This window comes from Kribbella catacumbae DSM 19601 (assembly GCF_000372465.1).
Taxonomy (GTDB): domain Bacteria; phylum Actinomycetota; class Actinomycetes; order Propionibacteriales; family Kribbellaceae; genus Kribbella; species Kribbella catacumbae.
In genome coordinates this window covers 236667-251325 of sequence record NZ_AQUZ01000005.1, presented here as the reverse complement: position 1 = coordinate 251325, position 14659 = coordinate 236667, and the positions used below count along the sequence as shown (strand labels likewise).

The window sequence follows — 14659 nt, the reverse complement described above, 5'->3', positions numbered from 1 at the left end:
GATGAATTGTTAACGGGAGGTGGGCGGTCCACATGCCGCGACGAGAGCACGCCGGGCAGCGGCGGCCAGATCCAGCAAGGTCCGGCGGCGGGCGTCGGCTTCCGCGCCGGTGACGGCGGCGCCGTCGTCCTCCAGAGCGGCGTCGGCGATGGCCAGGCAGCGGCGCGCGGTCGCGGCGGCCTTCACGGCTCGCGCCTCGTAGCCGGGGGCAAGGTCGTCGCCCTTGCCCGAACCGATCCGGCGGATGTCGATCAGCGCGTCCGCGACCTCCGGCTTCCACCGGGCGACGTCGAGCGCGGCCAGCGATTCGGCCGCCTCGATCAGCGCCGCCCGCAGCCCACGATCGGCTTCACCCAGGTCGGCCGGCAGGGGACTGGTTGCCCGCAGCACGGTCCACTGCACCGCCGGACCGACGTACGCCGGTATTAGCCCGATCTCGGCACCACTCAGTACTACGGCCTCACCCGTCTCCAGCGCGGCCTCATTGAAGGGAGGCGGCCCGGCCAGCCCGATCGGGTCGCCCGGGATCGGCAGTGCGAGATGCGCCTGGGTGGCGCCGGCCGCGCGCAAGAGGTTGAGGGCCACGGGCAACGTCGCCGGGGTGGGATGCGCCGCGAGGCCGGACACGTGGTGCCCGACGTCCTCGCCGAGAATCTTGTGCGCTGCGGTGTCCGGATCGCAGGCGCCGGTCAGCATCGCGTTCGTCCACACGGTGAAACGCACCGAGGCGGCAGTGGTCAGCACACCCACCAGTGTCCCACCCTGCTGGCCGCGCCTCGACACCAGCAGGGTCGGCGCGAGCGACCCCCACCCACCACACTCGCCGTTCTCTCATCCGGACGGTCGTGACCCGGCGACAGCAGGGTCGGTGCGACCCCGTAGGTTTTGGCCCATGACTGCAGTGGCGGAGCTGGCCGGTGTCTCGATCGTGCGCGGTGGCGCGCTTCTGCTCGACGCCGTCGACTGGTCCATCGAGGAGACCGACCGCTGGGTCGTGATCGGGCCGAACGGGGCCGGCAAGACGACGATGCTGCAGATCCTTGCGGCCCAGATGCACCCGACGACCGGCGTGGTCGGACTGCTCGGCGAGGTGCTCGGCGCGATCGACGTGTTCGAGCTGCGGCCGCGGATCGGGCTGACCAGCGCCGCGCTCGCGGACCGGCTGCCGAGGTCCGAGCGCGTCGCGGATGTCGTCGTCTCCGCGTCGTACGCCGTACTGGGTCGCTGGCGTGAGGAGTACGACGAGCTGGACCACCAGCGGGCCAAGGAGCTGCTGACCGAGCTCGGCATCGGCCACTTGAGCGAGCGCACCTTCGGGACGCTGTCCGAGGGGGAGCGCAAGCGGGTCCAGATCGCCCGCGCGCTGATGACGGATCCCGAGCTGATGCTGCTGGACGAGCCGGCCGCGGGTCTCGACCTGACCGGGCGCGAGCAGCTGGTCCGGTCGCTCAGCTCGATCGCGACCGCCGAGGGCTCGCCAGCGATGGTGCTCGTCACCCATCACGTCGAGGAGATCCCGCCGGGCTTCACCCACGGTCTGCTGCTCAAGCAGGGCCGGGTCGTTTCGGCCGGCCCGATCGACCAGGCGCTCACCGCTGAGACCCTGAGCGAGACCTTCGACCTCGCCCTCAGCCTCGACCACCAGGACGGCCGGTACTTCGCCCGCGCCCTCTGACCCAGCTTCCCTTCCCCGCCGATGTGATGCCCACTTCACCGGACGTCGGCGGAATCCGGCGGTGGATTCCGCGCGTCACACTGGTGGTGGGCCTGCCTGAGGTCCCGAACGCGGATAGGCTTGGCAGATGATGGATTGGCTGCGGGAGAACGTGTGGGCGGCGTGGCTCGGGCTCGCCGCCGTACTGGGCCTGGCGGAGTTGGCTTCGCTCGACTTCACCTTGCTGATGCTTGCCGCGGGGGCGATCACCGCGGCCGGCGTAGGCGCCCTGTTCCCGCATCTGCTCTGGCTGCAGATCGTCGTCGGCCTGATCACCGCCGCGGCGATGCTGGCCGCGATCCGGCCGCTGCTGGTTCGCAAGATCCACCACGGCATCGAGCTGAAGACCGGTTCGGCCCATGTGATCGGCCGCAGCGGCGTCGTGGTCAAGGAGATCCACCCCGACGGCGGCGGCTCGATCAAGCTGAACGGTGAGCTGTGGACGGCCCGCCCGTACGACGAGGTCTCCACCATCGCGCCCGGCACCCGCGTCGAGGTGATGTCGATCGACGGCGCCACCGCGGTCGTCTACCCGATCGGCCAACCCATCGACCACACCCTCCCCGAACTCGGCACCGACCCGGAACAGAAGAACGCCGAACCACCCCACTGACCTCCCCGCCTCGTGACGCTTCGCGTCACCTCGAAGGAACAAAGTGCGCGGGCACACGCCCCCGGCTCGTGACGCTTCGCGTCACCTCGCACGAGGATCCGCTGACGAAAGGCTCGTCGCCCCAGACCCGAGGCGACACCTCGGCCAGTCGTCTGGCGCCATGGCGACCGATCAGTGGGCTCAACCCTCCCTGTCGGGGTTCGCCCCCTGGTAGAGCAGTGGGCGAACCCCCAGACGAGGGGCGAACCCCCAGACAAAGGGCGAACCCCCAGACAAAGGGCGAACCCCCAGACAAAGGGCGAACCCCCAGACAAAGGGCGAACCCCCAGACAAAGGGCGAACCCCTGCGGAGTACGGCGAACCCCGCGCAGCCGTCGATCGGCCCGCGCAGCTGTCGATCGGGGCAGATGCGGCGACCTTGGCCGTGCCCGCCACTCGGGGAGGGATCGGTTGCCTGCGCGTGGTGTGGCGCGGTTGCGCCGGCGGGCGGTCGAAGTACTGTCGGGTCCACGGACATCGTTGCCATCGACGCCTCAAAGGGCAGTTTCCGGATCGTGAGGGAACCGTTGCCCACAGTGGCCCGTCGATAGGAAAGACTGTCCGTCCTGAGGGTTCTTCGAGTGGGAGGGTCACGTGACCGCGTTCCTCATAGTGCTGGCATTGGTCGCCTTACTGGTGGTCGTCACACTGATCAAGTCCGTCCGGGTCGTGCAGCAGCAGACCGTCGGCATCGTGGAACGGTTCGGGAAGTTCAAGGTCGGCTTGCAGCCCGGCCTGAACCTGCTGACCCCGTTCGTCGACAAGGTCCGCTACACGATCGACATGCGCGAGCAGGTCGTCGCGTTCCCGCCGCAGGGCGTCATCACCGAGGACAACCTGATGGTGTCGATCGACTCCGTCATCTACTTCCAGGTGAACGACCCGGTCCGGGCGACGTACGAGATCTCCAACTACATCCAGGCGATCGAGCAGCTCACCATGACGACGCTGCGCAACATCATCGGTGGCATGGACCTCGAGCAGACGTTGACCAGCCGCGAGGAGATCAACGAGAAGCTGCGGTACGTGCTCGACGAGGCGACCGGCAAGTGGGGCATCCGGGTCAACCGGGTGGAGCTGCGCTCGATCGACCCGCCGCCGTCGATCCAGGACTCGATGGAGAAGCAGATGCGCGCGGACCGCGACAAGCGCGCCGCGATCCTGACCGCCGAAGGTATGCGCCAGTCGGCCGTCCTGTCGGCCGAGGGCCAGAAGCAGTCCGCGATCCTCACCGCGCAAGGTGATCGCGAGTCCCGCATCCTGCGGGCGCAGGCCGAGCGGGAGGCGCGGATCCTGAAGGCACAGGGTGAGGCGCAGGCCATCACCACCGTCTTCAACGCGATCCACGCCGGCAAGCCCGACCAGGGTCTGCTCGCCTACCAGTACCTGCAGATGCTGCCGTCGATCGCTCAGGGCGACTCGAACAAGCTGTGGATCATCCCGAGCGAGATCGGCAAGGCGATGGAAGGCCTCGGCAGCGCCGTCGGCCAGATCGCCGGCATCACCCAGAAGGCCGAGGGCCCGTTCCCGGAGCCCGAGCTGGGTGACTCCGCCGCCGTCCAGGTCGACAGCGGGATGGGCACGGCGGCGACCCCGGATGCCGCGGTGGCCGAGGCCGACAACGCAGTACAGGAAGCTATCGCGGCCGCGCAGAACGCCGCGGTCAGCTCGCGCAGCCAGCAGGCGGCGGCCCCGGCGGTCACCTCGGCTCCCGAGCCGGCGCCCCCGGTGCAGGACGGCCCGGCACAGGAACGCTGACACCCGGTACGACGTACTGGCACCCGGCCCGGCTCACCCATCACGGGGGAGCCGGGCCGTGTGATGTGCAATGCAGTTTTGCGTTCACTTGCCGGACTGATACGCAGGAACGACCGTCAGATGCGTAGAGTCTGGCAGCGATGACATGGTTCGAGGCGCTGTTCGTCCTGGTGGCAGGAATGGGCGCGGGCACAATCAACGCGGTGGTGGGTTCAGGCACCTTGCTGACCTTCCCCGCGTTGCTTGCCGTCGGCATCCCACCGGTCCTGGCGAACGTCAGCAACAGCGTCGGCCTGGCACCCGGTACTGCGGCCGGCGCGATCGGCTATCGGCGCGAACTCGAAGGCCAGCGCGGCCGGATGTTCCGGCTGATCCCGGCCTCGCTGATCGGTGGCATCGCCGGAGCCGTCCTGCTGCTCACGCTTCCCGGCTCGGCCTTCAAGGCCGTCGTACCGGGGTTGATCCTGCTCGGCTGCGTGCTGGTCGCCCTGCAGCCCTGGTTGTCCAAACGCATCAACCGCCCTAACCACGTCCATCGCGGCGCCTGGTGGGTGATCCCGGCCGTCTTCCTGACCGGCGTGTACGGCGGGTACTTCGGTGCCGCCCAGGGCGTACTGCTGATGGCGATCCTCGGCATCGGCATGGACACCAACCTGCAGCGGATGAACGGCCTGAAGAACGTGCTCGCCACGGTCGTCAACGGCGTGGCCGCGATCTTGTTCATCATCGTCGCGGACGTGGACTGGCTGGCGGCGGCGCTGATCGCGGTCGGCTCGACGATCGGCGGTTTCGTCGGTGCCCGTTACGGACGCAAGCTGCCGCCGACGGGTCTGCGCGCGCTCATCGTCGTGATCGGCATCGTCGCCATCGTCACGATGGTCTTCTGACCTCGAGCCCGGCCAGCAGAAGGTCCAGCCCGTAGTCGAACTGCTCGTCGCCACCCGTAGTACGGGCCAATTCCGCAGCCAGCTCGACGACGGTCGGGTACTGATGCGACGACAGCGACTCCATCGTCGTACGCAATCGGCGCCAGGAGTCGGGGTCACGCCGCTCGGCCGCCATCTGGATCTCCCAGGACGTCGCTCCGAGCACATAGGTGAACAAGGTGGTGTGCGTCCGGGCCGCGGTCTCGGCGTCGAGCCCGGCGGACCGCAGTACGCCGAGCAGGCCTTCGGCCACGCGGGCGGTCTCGTGGCCGCTCAACGGGCGGCTCCCGAGTAGTTGCGCGAGGCAAGGATGCTGCAGCATCAGCGCGCGCATCCCACGGCAGACGGACCTGACCTGGTCCGGCCAGGCCAGCTCCTGCGGTACGGCGGGCACGAGCGCCATCAGGTGGTCGCGCACCGCGTCGTACAGGTCGTCCTTGTTGCGGAAGTAGGTGTAGAGGGCCATCGGGCCGACGCCCAGCTCGGCCGCGAGACCGCGCAGGCTGAAGGCGTCGGTGCCCTTGGCCTCCATCAGGTCGAGCGCGGTCTGCACGATCAGCTCGGAGCTGAGCGTGTTGCGCGGCGTCCTGGCTCGGCTGGCTGGCATCTGGCTGTCTCCCAAGTCACATCGAAAGCTATAACGTACGGTGTATAGTACACCGTAGAGCAGACCGAAGACGAGAGGAACGTAACCGTGCGAGCCGTACAGATCACCGAGTTCGGTGGCCCCGAGGTGCTGAAGGTCAGCGAGATCGAGGAGCCGGTGCCGGGCGAGGGTCAGGTCCTGATCACCGTGGACCGGGCCGGTGTGAACTACGCCGACACCCACCAGGTCGAGAACAGCTACCTGTCGAAGGCGGAGCTGCCGCTGATCCCGGGTGGCGAGGTCGTCGGCCACACCGCGGACGGCCGTCGCGTCGTCGCACTGGTCGGCACGGGCGGGTATGCGGAGAAGGCCGTCGGTTACGCCCAGGCCGCGTTCGACGTACCGGAGGGTGTCAGTGACGCCGATGCGCTGGCTTTGGTCGTGCAGGGTACGAGTGCTTGGCACCTGCTGAAGACGTCGACCCACCTGCAGCCGGGGGAGTCCGTGCTGATCCACGCCGGTGCCGGCGGGGTCGGTTCGCTCGCCATCCAGCTCGCGAAGCTGTCGGGCGCCGGCCGCGTGATCGCGACCGCGTCCACCGAGGAGAAGCGCAAGCAGATCCTCGAGCTCGGTGCGGACGCCGCCATCGACGGCAACCCCGAGGGCCTGAAGGACCGGATCATCGAGGCCAACAACGGCAAGCCCGTCGATGTTGTGCTCGAGATGGTCGGCGGCAAGACCTTCGACGAGTCGTTCGACGCGCTCGCCAAGTTCGGCCGCATGGTCACCTTCGGTGCCGCCTCGCGTGAGGCCGCGGCCGCCATCCAGCCCGCGCGGCTGATGAAGGGGTCGAAGACGATCGCCGGCTTCTGGCTGGCCGACTGCTTCAAGGACCCGGCGATGCTGAGCCTGCCGCTGGCCGAGCTGTTCGCGCTGGTCCAGGACGGCAAGCTGCATGCGGTCATCGGCGGCGAGTACGGCCTGTCCGAGATCGCCACCGCCCACGAAGACATGCGAGCCCGCCGGACCGTCGGCAAGCTCGTTCTTGACCCCACTCGCTAAACCCCGCCCCCACTAGGAGTTCAAGCAATGACCATCGCAGTCGAAAAGGTTCTTTACACCGCCCGCGCCACCGCCGAGGGCGGCCGCGACGGCCGCGCCGCGTCCGACGACGGCAAGCTCGACGTCACCGTCGCGCCGCCGAAGGAGCTCGGTGGCAACGGCCAAGGCACCAACCCCGAGCAGTTGTTCGCCGCCGGCTACGCGGCCTGTTTCCACAGCGCGATGAAGACCGTCGCCCGGGTCACCAAGCAGGACGTCACGGGCTCGACCGTCAGCGCGGCCGTCGGCATCGGCCCGATCAACGGCGGCGCCGGCTACGGCCTCGAGGTCGAGCTGGTCGTGAGCCTGCCGACCCTCGAGCGGGAGGCCGCCGAGGAACTCGTCGCCAAGGCCCACCAGGTCTGCCCGTACTCCAACGCCACCCGCGGCAACATCAAGGCCACCCTCACCGTCGCCTGACCAACCACACCGTTCATTCGCCCCTTTTTGACGCTCCCGACCAACGCCCCAACGCCGGGCTTTATCCACAGAGCGTCAAAAAGGGGCGAATGAACGGTGTGTCGGGTGGTCAGGTCATTCGCTGGAGGGCTTCGGCGAGGAGGGACTGGGTGGCGTTGACCGGTGCTGCTGCGATGGTCAGGGCTTCCATGATCGCGGCGTACTCGTCCAGGTCCTCGAGCTTGTCGAGGTAGAGCGCGCTGGCCGCGTGCTCGATGTAGACGACATCCGGCAGATCCCCTTCCGGGAATCGCAGGATGCTGAACGCGCCACCCGCACCCGGATAGCCGACATTGCTGAACGGCATGATCTGCAGCGTGATGTTCGGCAGCTGCGAGACCGTGATCAGGTACTCGATCTGCTCCCGCATGGTCGCCCGCCCGCCGACCGGCCGATGCAGCACGGCCTCGTCGATCACCACCCACAACCGGGCCGGATCGGGCCGGGTCAGGATCTGCTGCCGGGTCACTCGCAGCGACACCCGCTGGTTGACCTCGTCGGCCGGCAGGTAGGCCTTGCCGAGCTGGACGACGGCCCGGGCATAGTCCTCGGTCTGCAGCAGGCCGGGAACGAAGAGCACCTCGTAGGTACGGATCAGCTTGGCCGCGACCTCGAGCCCGACGTAGTTGGCGAACCAGCTCGGCATCACGTCGCCGTACCGCGACCACCAGCCGGGGTTGTTCGCCGCCCGGGCGAGCTCCATCAGCCGCTCGCGTTCCTGGCTGTCCTTCATCTCGTACAGGTCGAGCAGGTCGTTCACATCGCGTTCTTTGAACCCGACGCGGCCGAGTTCCATCCGGCTGACCTTGGACTCCGAGGCCCTGATCTGCCAGCCCGCGTCGGCGCGGCTGATCCCCGCGGCCTCACGCATCCGGCGCAGGTGACCACCCAGCATGATGCGCAGCGCGGTCGGCCCACCATCCCCTCCCGCAACCGTCACCCCAGCATGTTATCGAACGTTCAGACTGCGGAGGCGAGTCCGAGCACCGTGGCGCCGGGAAGCTTGGCGAGATCCGCGCCCTCGACGAGCAACTTCGAGCCGCGGATCCCGCTGCCGATCACGACCAGCCCGGCCTGGGCCACCGCGTCGTCCACCAGCACCGGCCAGGCCGCCGGTACGCCGATCGGCGTGATGCCGCCGTACTCCATCCCGGTCGAGCCGACCGCGTCGTCCTGCGCCGCGAACGAGATCTTCCGGACGCCGAGGTGCTTGCGGACGACGCCGTTCACGTCCGCCCGATGAGTGGCGAGCACCATCACCGCCGCGTACGTCGACTCGCCGGCCCGCTTGCCATGCACGATCACGCAGTTGGCCGACGCGGCCATCGGTACGTCGTACTCCGCGCAGAATGCTGCCGTGTCGGCCAGGGTCGGGTCGATCGCCACCGCCCACGCCGGCAGGTCGTCGAGCGCCGTACGGACCGGCTCGGCCAGGAGTTCGGGGACGTCGGCAGCGGGTCGCCAGCCGAGATTGCCCAGCACCGGCGCCGTCACAGCGGGGCGTCCACGAGGTCGGCGTACTCGGTGTGTTCCTTCAGAAAGTCTTGGTAATAAGGGCATGCCGGCCGGACCCGCAGCCCTGCATCCCGGGCGTCGTCAAGCGACCTGGTCGCGATCTTGCCCGCCACCCCACGGCCCCGGTACTCCGGCAGCGTCTCGGCATGCAGGAAGGAAATCACCGAGTCGTGCAGCTTGTAATCGACGAAGCCCATCAGGTTGCCATCGGCATCTCGGGCCTCGTACCGGCTGGCGTCCTTGGCATCCGCGATTGCGATCTCGTTCTCCATGCCAGCCACTGTATCCAGCCTCCTACGACACTCGACAGCTAGCCACAACCTAGGATCACCCCGTGGGTTCTCTCCTGGTAGCCGGTACTACGTCCGATGCGGGTAAGACGACTGTCGTGACCGGGCTTTGCCGGTGGTTGGCGCGCCAGGGGGTTCGCGTCGCGCCGTACAAGGCGCAGAACATGTCGAACAACTCCATGGTCTGCGCCGACGGAGCCGAGATCGGCCGCGCGCAGTGGATCCAGGCTGTCGCGGCTGGGGCCGAGCCTGAGGCGGCTATGAATCCGGTGCTGCTCAAACCGGGGAGCGATCGCCGCAGCCATGTGGTGCTGATGGGGGAGCCGTGGGGTGAACTGACCGCTCGCGGGTTCCTCACCGAACGTGCCGAGCTGGCGAAGGCGGCGTTCGCGGCGTACGAAGACCTGGCCTCGCGGTACGACGTCGTGATCAGCGAGGGTGCCGGCAGCCCCACCGAGATCAACCTGCGCCAGTCGGACTACGTGAACATGGGGCTCGCTCAGCACACGCGGGCGCCGGTGGTCGTTGTCGGCGACATCGATCGCGGCGGGGTCTTCGCGTCGATGTTCGGCACGGTGGCGTTGCTCGATGCGGCGGATCAGCAGTTGATCAGCGGGTTCGTCGTGAACAAGTTCCGCGGCGACGTCTCGTTGCTGCAGCCCGGGATCGACATGCTCGGCGCCGTGACCGGACGGCCGACGTACGGCGTACTGCCGTGGTTGCCGGGCCTTTGGCTCGACTCGGAGGACGCGCTCGACGTACCGGCTCGGCGGGTGGCAGGGGAGTCGGATGTGCTCACGATCGCGGTGGTGCGCTTCCCGCGGATCAGCAACTTCACGGATCTCGATGCGCTCGCCGTCGAGCCGACCACCAGCGTCTTCTTCACGGCGAGTCCCGCTGAGGTCCGCGACGCCGATCTCGTCGTCCTGCCCGGTTCGCGCGCGACGACCGCCGACCTCGCCTGGCTGCGGTCGACGGGTCTGGCTGACGCGGTGACGGCTCGGGTGGCGGCTGGACGGCCGGTGCTGGGGATTTGTGGTGGGTATCAGTTGCTGGGCGGGGAGATCTCGGATCCGCTGGGGGTCGAGGGTGGCGGGTCCCATCACGGGCTGGGGTTGTTGCCGGTGGCAACTGTCTTCGCTGCGGAGAAGGTGCTTGCCCGGCCGGCGCGGACGGCGTACGAGATCCATCATGGTGTCGTGACGGTGAGTGGGTCGGCTGAAGAGTTCCCTGGCGGCTGCCGGTCGGGGGTGGTGTGGGGGACTATTTGGCACGGGTTGCTGGATGACGACGTCGCGCGGCACGCGTTCTTGACCGAGGTCGCCGCGCTGACCGGCAAACCTGCGCCGGACGGTACGACGTCGTTCGCCGCTCTCCGCGAAGCCCGGCTGGATCTGCTCGCCGACGCCATCGACGAACACCTCGACACCTCGGCCCTGCTGAGCCTGATCGAATCCGGAGCGCCCGGCGGCCTGCCCTTCGTGCCGCCTGGTGCGCCGACTTTGTCGGTGGGCTGATCTAGCGTCTTGTCCGTGGACCTCAAGACAGAGCTACACCTCAAACTCAAGGCATCCCGCGCCATCCTGCTGTCGAAGCTCGACGGCCTCACGGAGTACGACCGGCGCCGCCCGCTCGTACCGTCCGGCACCAACCTGCTTGGCCTGGTCAAGCACCTGGCCGGGCTGGAGTATGGCTACCTGGGCGAATGCTTCGGCCGGGTACCTCCGGAGAAACTCGCCTGGTACGAGGACGGCTCAGTCTGGGACGGCGCCGACATGTGGGCCCTCCCGACCGAGTCGACGGAGTACCTGACAGGTCTGTACGAACGCGCCTGCGCCTTCGCCGACGAAACGATCACCACGCTGGACCTGGACGCTCCCGGCTCAGTAGCCCACTGGGCCGAGGGCAGCCGAGCAACCACCCTAGGCGTCCTCCTGATCCGCATGGTCGACGAAACCGCCCACCACGCGGGCCACGCCGACATAGTCCGAGAGCTGATCGACGGCACCGGCGGCCCCGACGCCGACGTACTCGACGAGGCCGGCTGGACGGAGTACTACACGAACCTCGAGCAGGCCGCAGCGACTTTCAAGTAGAAGGGCTCCCATCGCCCCGCCCACTCCGGGTGCGCCGCTCCTGCGTCGCGGCTTGGGTGCCGGTCCTCCACCACATGCCAACCCCGGTGGCATGCCACCGGAACCCCTCGCTTGAGCGTGCGACCGGCGCCACCACGCGACTTGGCGTGTGGTGGCCGTCCGGCCCACGAGGAACTCCACCAGCGCACGGACAAGCCACCGAAGGCGGCTCTCTCTTGGTCAGATGCCGCCAACGATGTGCTTAACCCCGCTTCGCGGGGATCGCCCCCTGGCAGACCAATAGGCGAACCCTCCCGCAAGGGGCTAAGCACACCAACCGCGACGCAGGAGCCGCGAAGCGGGGCGTAGTGCTGCCTGCGAAGATGGCGGGGTGGATCGACTGGAGCTGTTCCAGCAGCATCGTGGGCGGATGTTTGGGATCGCCTACCAGATGCTCGGCTCGGCGACAGACGCTGATGAGGTGCTTCAAGAAGCCTGGCTGCGGTGGCAGTCCGTTGATCACCAGACGGTCAAGGAGCCGGCCGCGTTTCTGGCGAAGGTCGTCACCAACCTCTGCCTCAATCAGTTCACGAGCGCCCGTGCCCGTCGCGAGACCTACGTCGGCGAGTGGCTACCAGAGCCGACCAACCACCAAGGCCCACTCGACCAGCTAGCCCAGCAGGAGTCCGTCTCCTACGCCCTGCTACTCGTGCTCGAGAAGCTGACCCCAGCCGAGCGGGCGGCGTACGTACTGCGGGAAGCCTTCGCCTACTCCCACCGTGAAGTCGCCGACCTGATCGGTACGACGGAAGCCAACGCGCGCCAACTCCATTCACGAGCGCGCAAGCACGTCGCCGCCGACCAGCGAACCGCTCGCGTGGACCCCGGCAAATGGCGCCTGCTCGTCGAGCGGTTCCTCGCCGCGGCCCAGCACGGCGACATCGCCGGTCTGGAAAAGCTGCTCGCCGCCGATGTCGTCTCCCGCGCGGACGGCGGCGGCAAGGTCATGGCGGCCCGCAACCCGATCCACGGTCGCGACCGGGTGGCGCGCTACCTGATCGGCACGCTGACCAAGTTCGGCGCCGGCATCACGCCGTACCTCGGTGAGGTCAACGGCGAGCCAGCGATCATCGCCGCCGCCCCCGATGGCATGCGCGGGGTGATCTTCATCCACTTCGAGGGTGACCTGATCGCGAGCCTCGAGATGGTGCTGAATCCCGACAAGTTGTCACGAATCGAAGGGCTGCCCGGTCTGGACTGGTGAACCGAAAGGAAACCACTCCATGCGAACCATCCTCGTCACCGGCGGAACAGGAACCCTCGGCCGCCCGACCGTCCAGCGACTGCGCGCCGCCGGACACGACATCCGCGTCCTGAGCCGCAAACACGGACCCGGCCTGGTGACCGGCGATCTCACCACCGGCCAGGGCATCAAGGAAGCCGTGAACGGCGTAGACACCGTCGTGCACCTCGCCACCAGCCTCGGCCGCCGTGACGTCGCACAGACCCAGAACCTGATCGAAAGCGTGCGCCCGTCCGGCGTCGAGCACCTGATCGCGATGTCGATCGTCGGCATCGACGAGATCCCGCTCTCGTACTACCGCTACAAGCTGGAATCCGAGCGACTGATCACCCAGTCATCGATCCCGTACTCCGTACTGCGCGCAACCCAGTTTCACGACCTCATCGACCAGGTCTTCACCGCCCAGCGCTTCCTGCCGCTCCTCCTGGCCCCGTCGATCAAGCTGCAACCCATCGCCGTCGAAGACATCGCCGACCGCCTGGCCGAACTCGTCACCGCCCAACCGGCCGGCCGCGTCCCCGACATCGGGGGCCCTGAGCAACGATCCGTCCCCGACCTCGCCCGAGCCTGGAAGCACGCCGCCAACGCGAGCCGACCAGTGCTCCCACTACGCCTGCCAGGCAAGATTTTCCGCTCCTATGCGAGTGGATCAGCCATGACCACCGGTACGCCGTACGGCCACCAAACCTTCGACGACTACCTCACCAAGCGATTCGACCGATGAAGCTACGAGCCGGCCTGATCTTCCTCGCAGCCCTCCAAATGCTGGTAGGCAGCTGGACGCTGTTCTTCCCGTCGAGCTTCTACAACGACGTCCCCACGGTCGACTGGACCCCGCCGTACAGCGAACACCTCTTCAGGGACTTCGGCAGCACCACCCTTGGCATCGGCATCGTGCTGATCGCCGCCGCGATCTGGCTCGAACGGCGCCTGGTGCTCGTCGCCCTGCTCGCCTACCTCGCCTATTCCGTCCCACATCTGGCGTTCCACGCGCACCATCTGGAGGGCGATTCGCCAACGCTGTCGACCTTGCTCCTGGCCTTCACGATCCTGTGGGTCCTGATCCCGCTCGCACTGCTCCCAGCAGCGCTCAGCCGACCCCGCACCGGACACTGACTTGACTACTGTGACAGTACTACTGTCACAATAGGCCTCATGGGGCCACTGGATGGTGTGAAGGTTGTCGAGCTGGCCGGGATCGGGCCGGCGCCGTTTGGCTGCATGATGCTGGCGGAGCTGGGCGCCGACGTACTGCGGATCGAGCGCCCCGGCGGCGGTCTCGCGCTGGGTCCGCCGGAGCTGGAGCTGGTGAATCGCGGCCGCCGAAGCGTCGCCCTCAACCTGAAGGACCCGGCCGCCGTTGCGACCGTCCTCGAGCTGGTCGCCAAGGCCGACGTGCTCGTCGAAGGCTTCCGGCCGGGCGTCGCCGAGCGGCTCGGGCTTGGTCCGGAGGCCTGTCACGAGGTCAACCCGAAGCTGGTCTACGGCCGGATGACGGGCTGGGGACAAGACGGCCCGCTCTCGCAATCGGCCGGACACGACATCGACTACCTCGCATTGTCCGGTGCTCTGCACTTGATCGGTCGGGCCGGCGGGCCTCCGCAGGTGCCCGCCAATCTGCTAGGCGACTTCGCCGGCGGTTCGCTCTATCTCGTCATCGGCGTCTTGGCCGCCTTGTTCGAGGCGCGGGGGAGCGGGCGCGGGCAGGTGGTCGACGCCGCGATCGTCGACGGCTCCGCGCACCTCACCACCATGCTGCTCGGCGCCCTCGCCGGCGGCAGCTGGAAGCAGGAGCGCGGCAGCAACCTCCTCGACACCGGCGCCCCGTTCTACGACGTCTACGAAACCTCGGACGGCGAGTACATGGCCGTGGGTGCCATCGAGCCGCAGTTCTACGAAGAGCTGGTCCGCCTGCTCGGCATCGACGCCCCCGACCGGTACGACGTGGCGAACTGGCCGGCCCTGCACAAACTCCTGACCGAGACCTTCGCCCAACACACCCAGGCCGAATGGACCGAGCTCTTCGACGGTACCGACGCCTGCGTCTCGCCCGTCCTCCCGCTGGCCGGCGACCACCCGCACTTAGTTGCCCGCAGCACCTTCATCGACCGGCACGGCGTTCGCCAGGCAGCGCCCGCTCCACGCTTCTCCCGTACTGCGACCGACGTCACCGAGCCGCCCCCGTCGCCCGGCCGGCACACCCGGGCCGCGTTGACCGATTGGGGAATCGCGAACGTCGACGCGCTGCTGGAGTCCGGCGCCGCCATCCAGGCCCCGTAG

Annotated in this window: 17 protein-coding genes; 12 read left to right on the top strand and 5 right to left on the bottom strand. The window is 68.1% G+C overall.

Going from position 1 to position 14659, the window contains the following annotated elements; genetic code table 11:
• Positions 1–9: 9 nt before the first annotated feature.
• Positions 10–744, bottom strand: a complete 735-nt coding sequence (locus tag A3ES_RS0108040) for a hypothetical protein (RefSeq protein WP_157630386.1) — start codon at positions 742–744, stop codon at positions 10–12.
• Between the two features lie 148 nt (positions 745–892).
• Between A3ES_RS0108040 and A3ES_RS0108035 the strand changes: the two genes are divergently transcribed.
• The 4 genes from A3ES_RS0108035 (at position 893) to A3ES_RS0108020 (ending at position 5011) form a co-directional block, all read left to right on the top strand.
• Complete coding sequence (locus tag A3ES_RS0108035) at positions 893–1675, top strand: ABC transporter ATP-binding protein (RefSeq protein ID WP_020386279.1); 783 nt, start codon at positions 893–895, stop codon at positions 1673–1675.
• Between the two features lie 127 nt (positions 1676–1802).
• A complete protein-coding gene (locus A3ES_RS0108030) occupies positions 1803–2327 on the top strand; it encodes an NfeD family protein (RefSeq protein ID WP_020386278.1) in 525 nt (174 codons plus the stop codon).
• A 633-nt stretch (positions 2328–2960) separates the two neighbouring features.
• Positions 2961–4124: an SPFH domain-containing protein gene (locus A3ES_RS0108025; protein WP_020386277.1), complete on the top strand. Its 1164-nt coding sequence runs from the start codon at positions 2961–2963 to the stop codon at positions 4122–4124.
• A 140-nt stretch (positions 4125–4264) separates the two neighbouring features.
• Positions 4265–5011 carry a sulfite exporter TauE/SafE family protein gene (locus tag A3ES_RS0108020; RefSeq protein ID WP_020386276.1) on the top strand — a complete coding sequence of 249 codons (747 nt, stop codon included), beginning with the start codon at positions 4265–4267 and terminating at the stop codon, positions 5009–5011.
• On the opposite strand, the gene A3ES_RS0108015 is transcribed toward A3ES_RS0108020, so the two are convergent.
• Positions 4995–5657, bottom strand: coding sequence for a TetR/AcrR family transcriptional regulator (locus A3ES_RS0108015; protein ID WP_020386275.1), 663 nt, complete (start codon positions 5655–5657; stop codon positions 4995–4997). The genes A3ES_RS0108020 and A3ES_RS0108015 overlap by 17 nt on opposite strands.
• Positions 5658–5744: 87 nt before the next feature.
• Here A3ES_RS0108015 and A3ES_RS0108010 point away from each other — a divergent pair, with 87 nt between their 5' ends.
• Both A3ES_RS0108010 and A3ES_RS0108005 read left to right on the top strand, forming a co-directional pair.
• Positions 5745–6698, top strand: a complete 954-nt coding sequence (locus A3ES_RS0108010; protein ID WP_020386274.1) for a quinone oxidoreductase family protein — start codon at positions 5745–5747, stop codon at positions 6696–6698.
• Positions 6699–6725: 27 nt separating this feature from the next.
• A complete protein-coding gene (locus A3ES_RS0108005; protein ID WP_020386273.1) occupies positions 6726–7157 on the top strand; it encodes an organic hydroperoxide resistance protein in 432 nt (143 codons plus the stop codon).
• A 109-nt stretch (positions 7158–7266) separates the two neighbouring features.
• On the opposite strand, the gene A3ES_RS0108000 is transcribed toward A3ES_RS0108005, so the two are convergent.
• From A3ES_RS0108000 to A3ES_RS0107990, 3 genes are all read right to left on the bottom strand, one after another.
• Positions 7267–8091: a helix-turn-helix domain-containing protein gene (locus tag A3ES_RS0108000; protein WP_020386272.1), complete on the bottom strand. Its 825-nt coding sequence runs from the start codon at positions 8089–8091 to the stop codon at positions 7267–7269.
• 65 nt (positions 8092–8156) lie between these two features.
• Complete coding sequence (locus A3ES_RS0107995) at positions 8157–8690, bottom strand: YbaK/EbsC family protein (protein WP_020386271.1); 534 nt, start codon at positions 8688–8690, stop codon at positions 8157–8159.
• A complete protein-coding gene (locus A3ES_RS0107990) occupies positions 8687–8983 on the bottom strand; it encodes a GNAT family N-acetyltransferase (protein WP_020386270.1) in 297 nt (98 codons plus the stop codon). Before A3ES_RS0107990 ends, A3ES_RS0107995 begins: the two co-directional genes overlap by 4 nt.
• 62 nt (positions 8984–9045) lie before the next feature.
• On the opposite strand from A3ES_RS0107990, the gene A3ES_RS0107985 reads away from it, so the two are divergent.
• The 6 genes from A3ES_RS0107985 (at position 9046) to A3ES_RS0107960 (ending at position 14659) form a co-directional block, all read left to right on the top strand.
• Entirely contained in the window at positions 9046–10518 is a 1473-nt protein-coding gene (locus A3ES_RS0107985) for a cobyric acid synthase (RefSeq protein WP_020386269.1), read from the top strand.
• Between the two features lie 15 nt (positions 10519–10533).
• The gene (locus tag A3ES_RS0107980; protein ID WP_020386268.1) at positions 10534–11097 is read left to right on the top strand and encodes a DinB family protein; all 564 of its coding nucleotides are present in this window, start codon (positions 10534–10536) and stop codon (positions 11095–11097) included.
• A 370-nt stretch (positions 11098–11467) separates the two neighbouring features.
• Positions 11468–12340 (top strand): RNA polymerase sigma-70 factor, encoded by an 873-nt coding sequence (locus A3ES_RS0107975; protein ID WP_020386267.1) that lies wholly within the window; start codon positions 11468–11470, stop codon positions 12338–12340.
• A gap of 19 nt (positions 12341–12359) precedes the next feature.
• Positions 12360–13103, top strand: coding sequence for an SDR family oxidoreductase (locus A3ES_RS0107970; RefSeq protein ID WP_020386266.1), 744 nt, complete (start codon positions 12360–12362; stop codon positions 13101–13103).
• Positions 13100–13495 (top strand): hypothetical protein, encoded by a 396-nt coding sequence (locus tag A3ES_RS0107965; protein ID WP_020386265.1) that lies wholly within the window; start codon positions 13100–13102, stop codon positions 13493–13495. Before A3ES_RS0107970 ends, A3ES_RS0107965 begins: the two co-directional genes overlap by 4 nt.
• Before the next feature lie 39 nt (positions 13496–13534).
• The gene (locus A3ES_RS0107960) at positions 13535–14659 is read left to right on the top strand and encodes a CaiB/BaiF CoA transferase family protein (protein ID WP_026162661.1); all 1125 of its coding nucleotides are present in this window, start codon (positions 13535–13537) and stop codon (positions 14657–14659) included.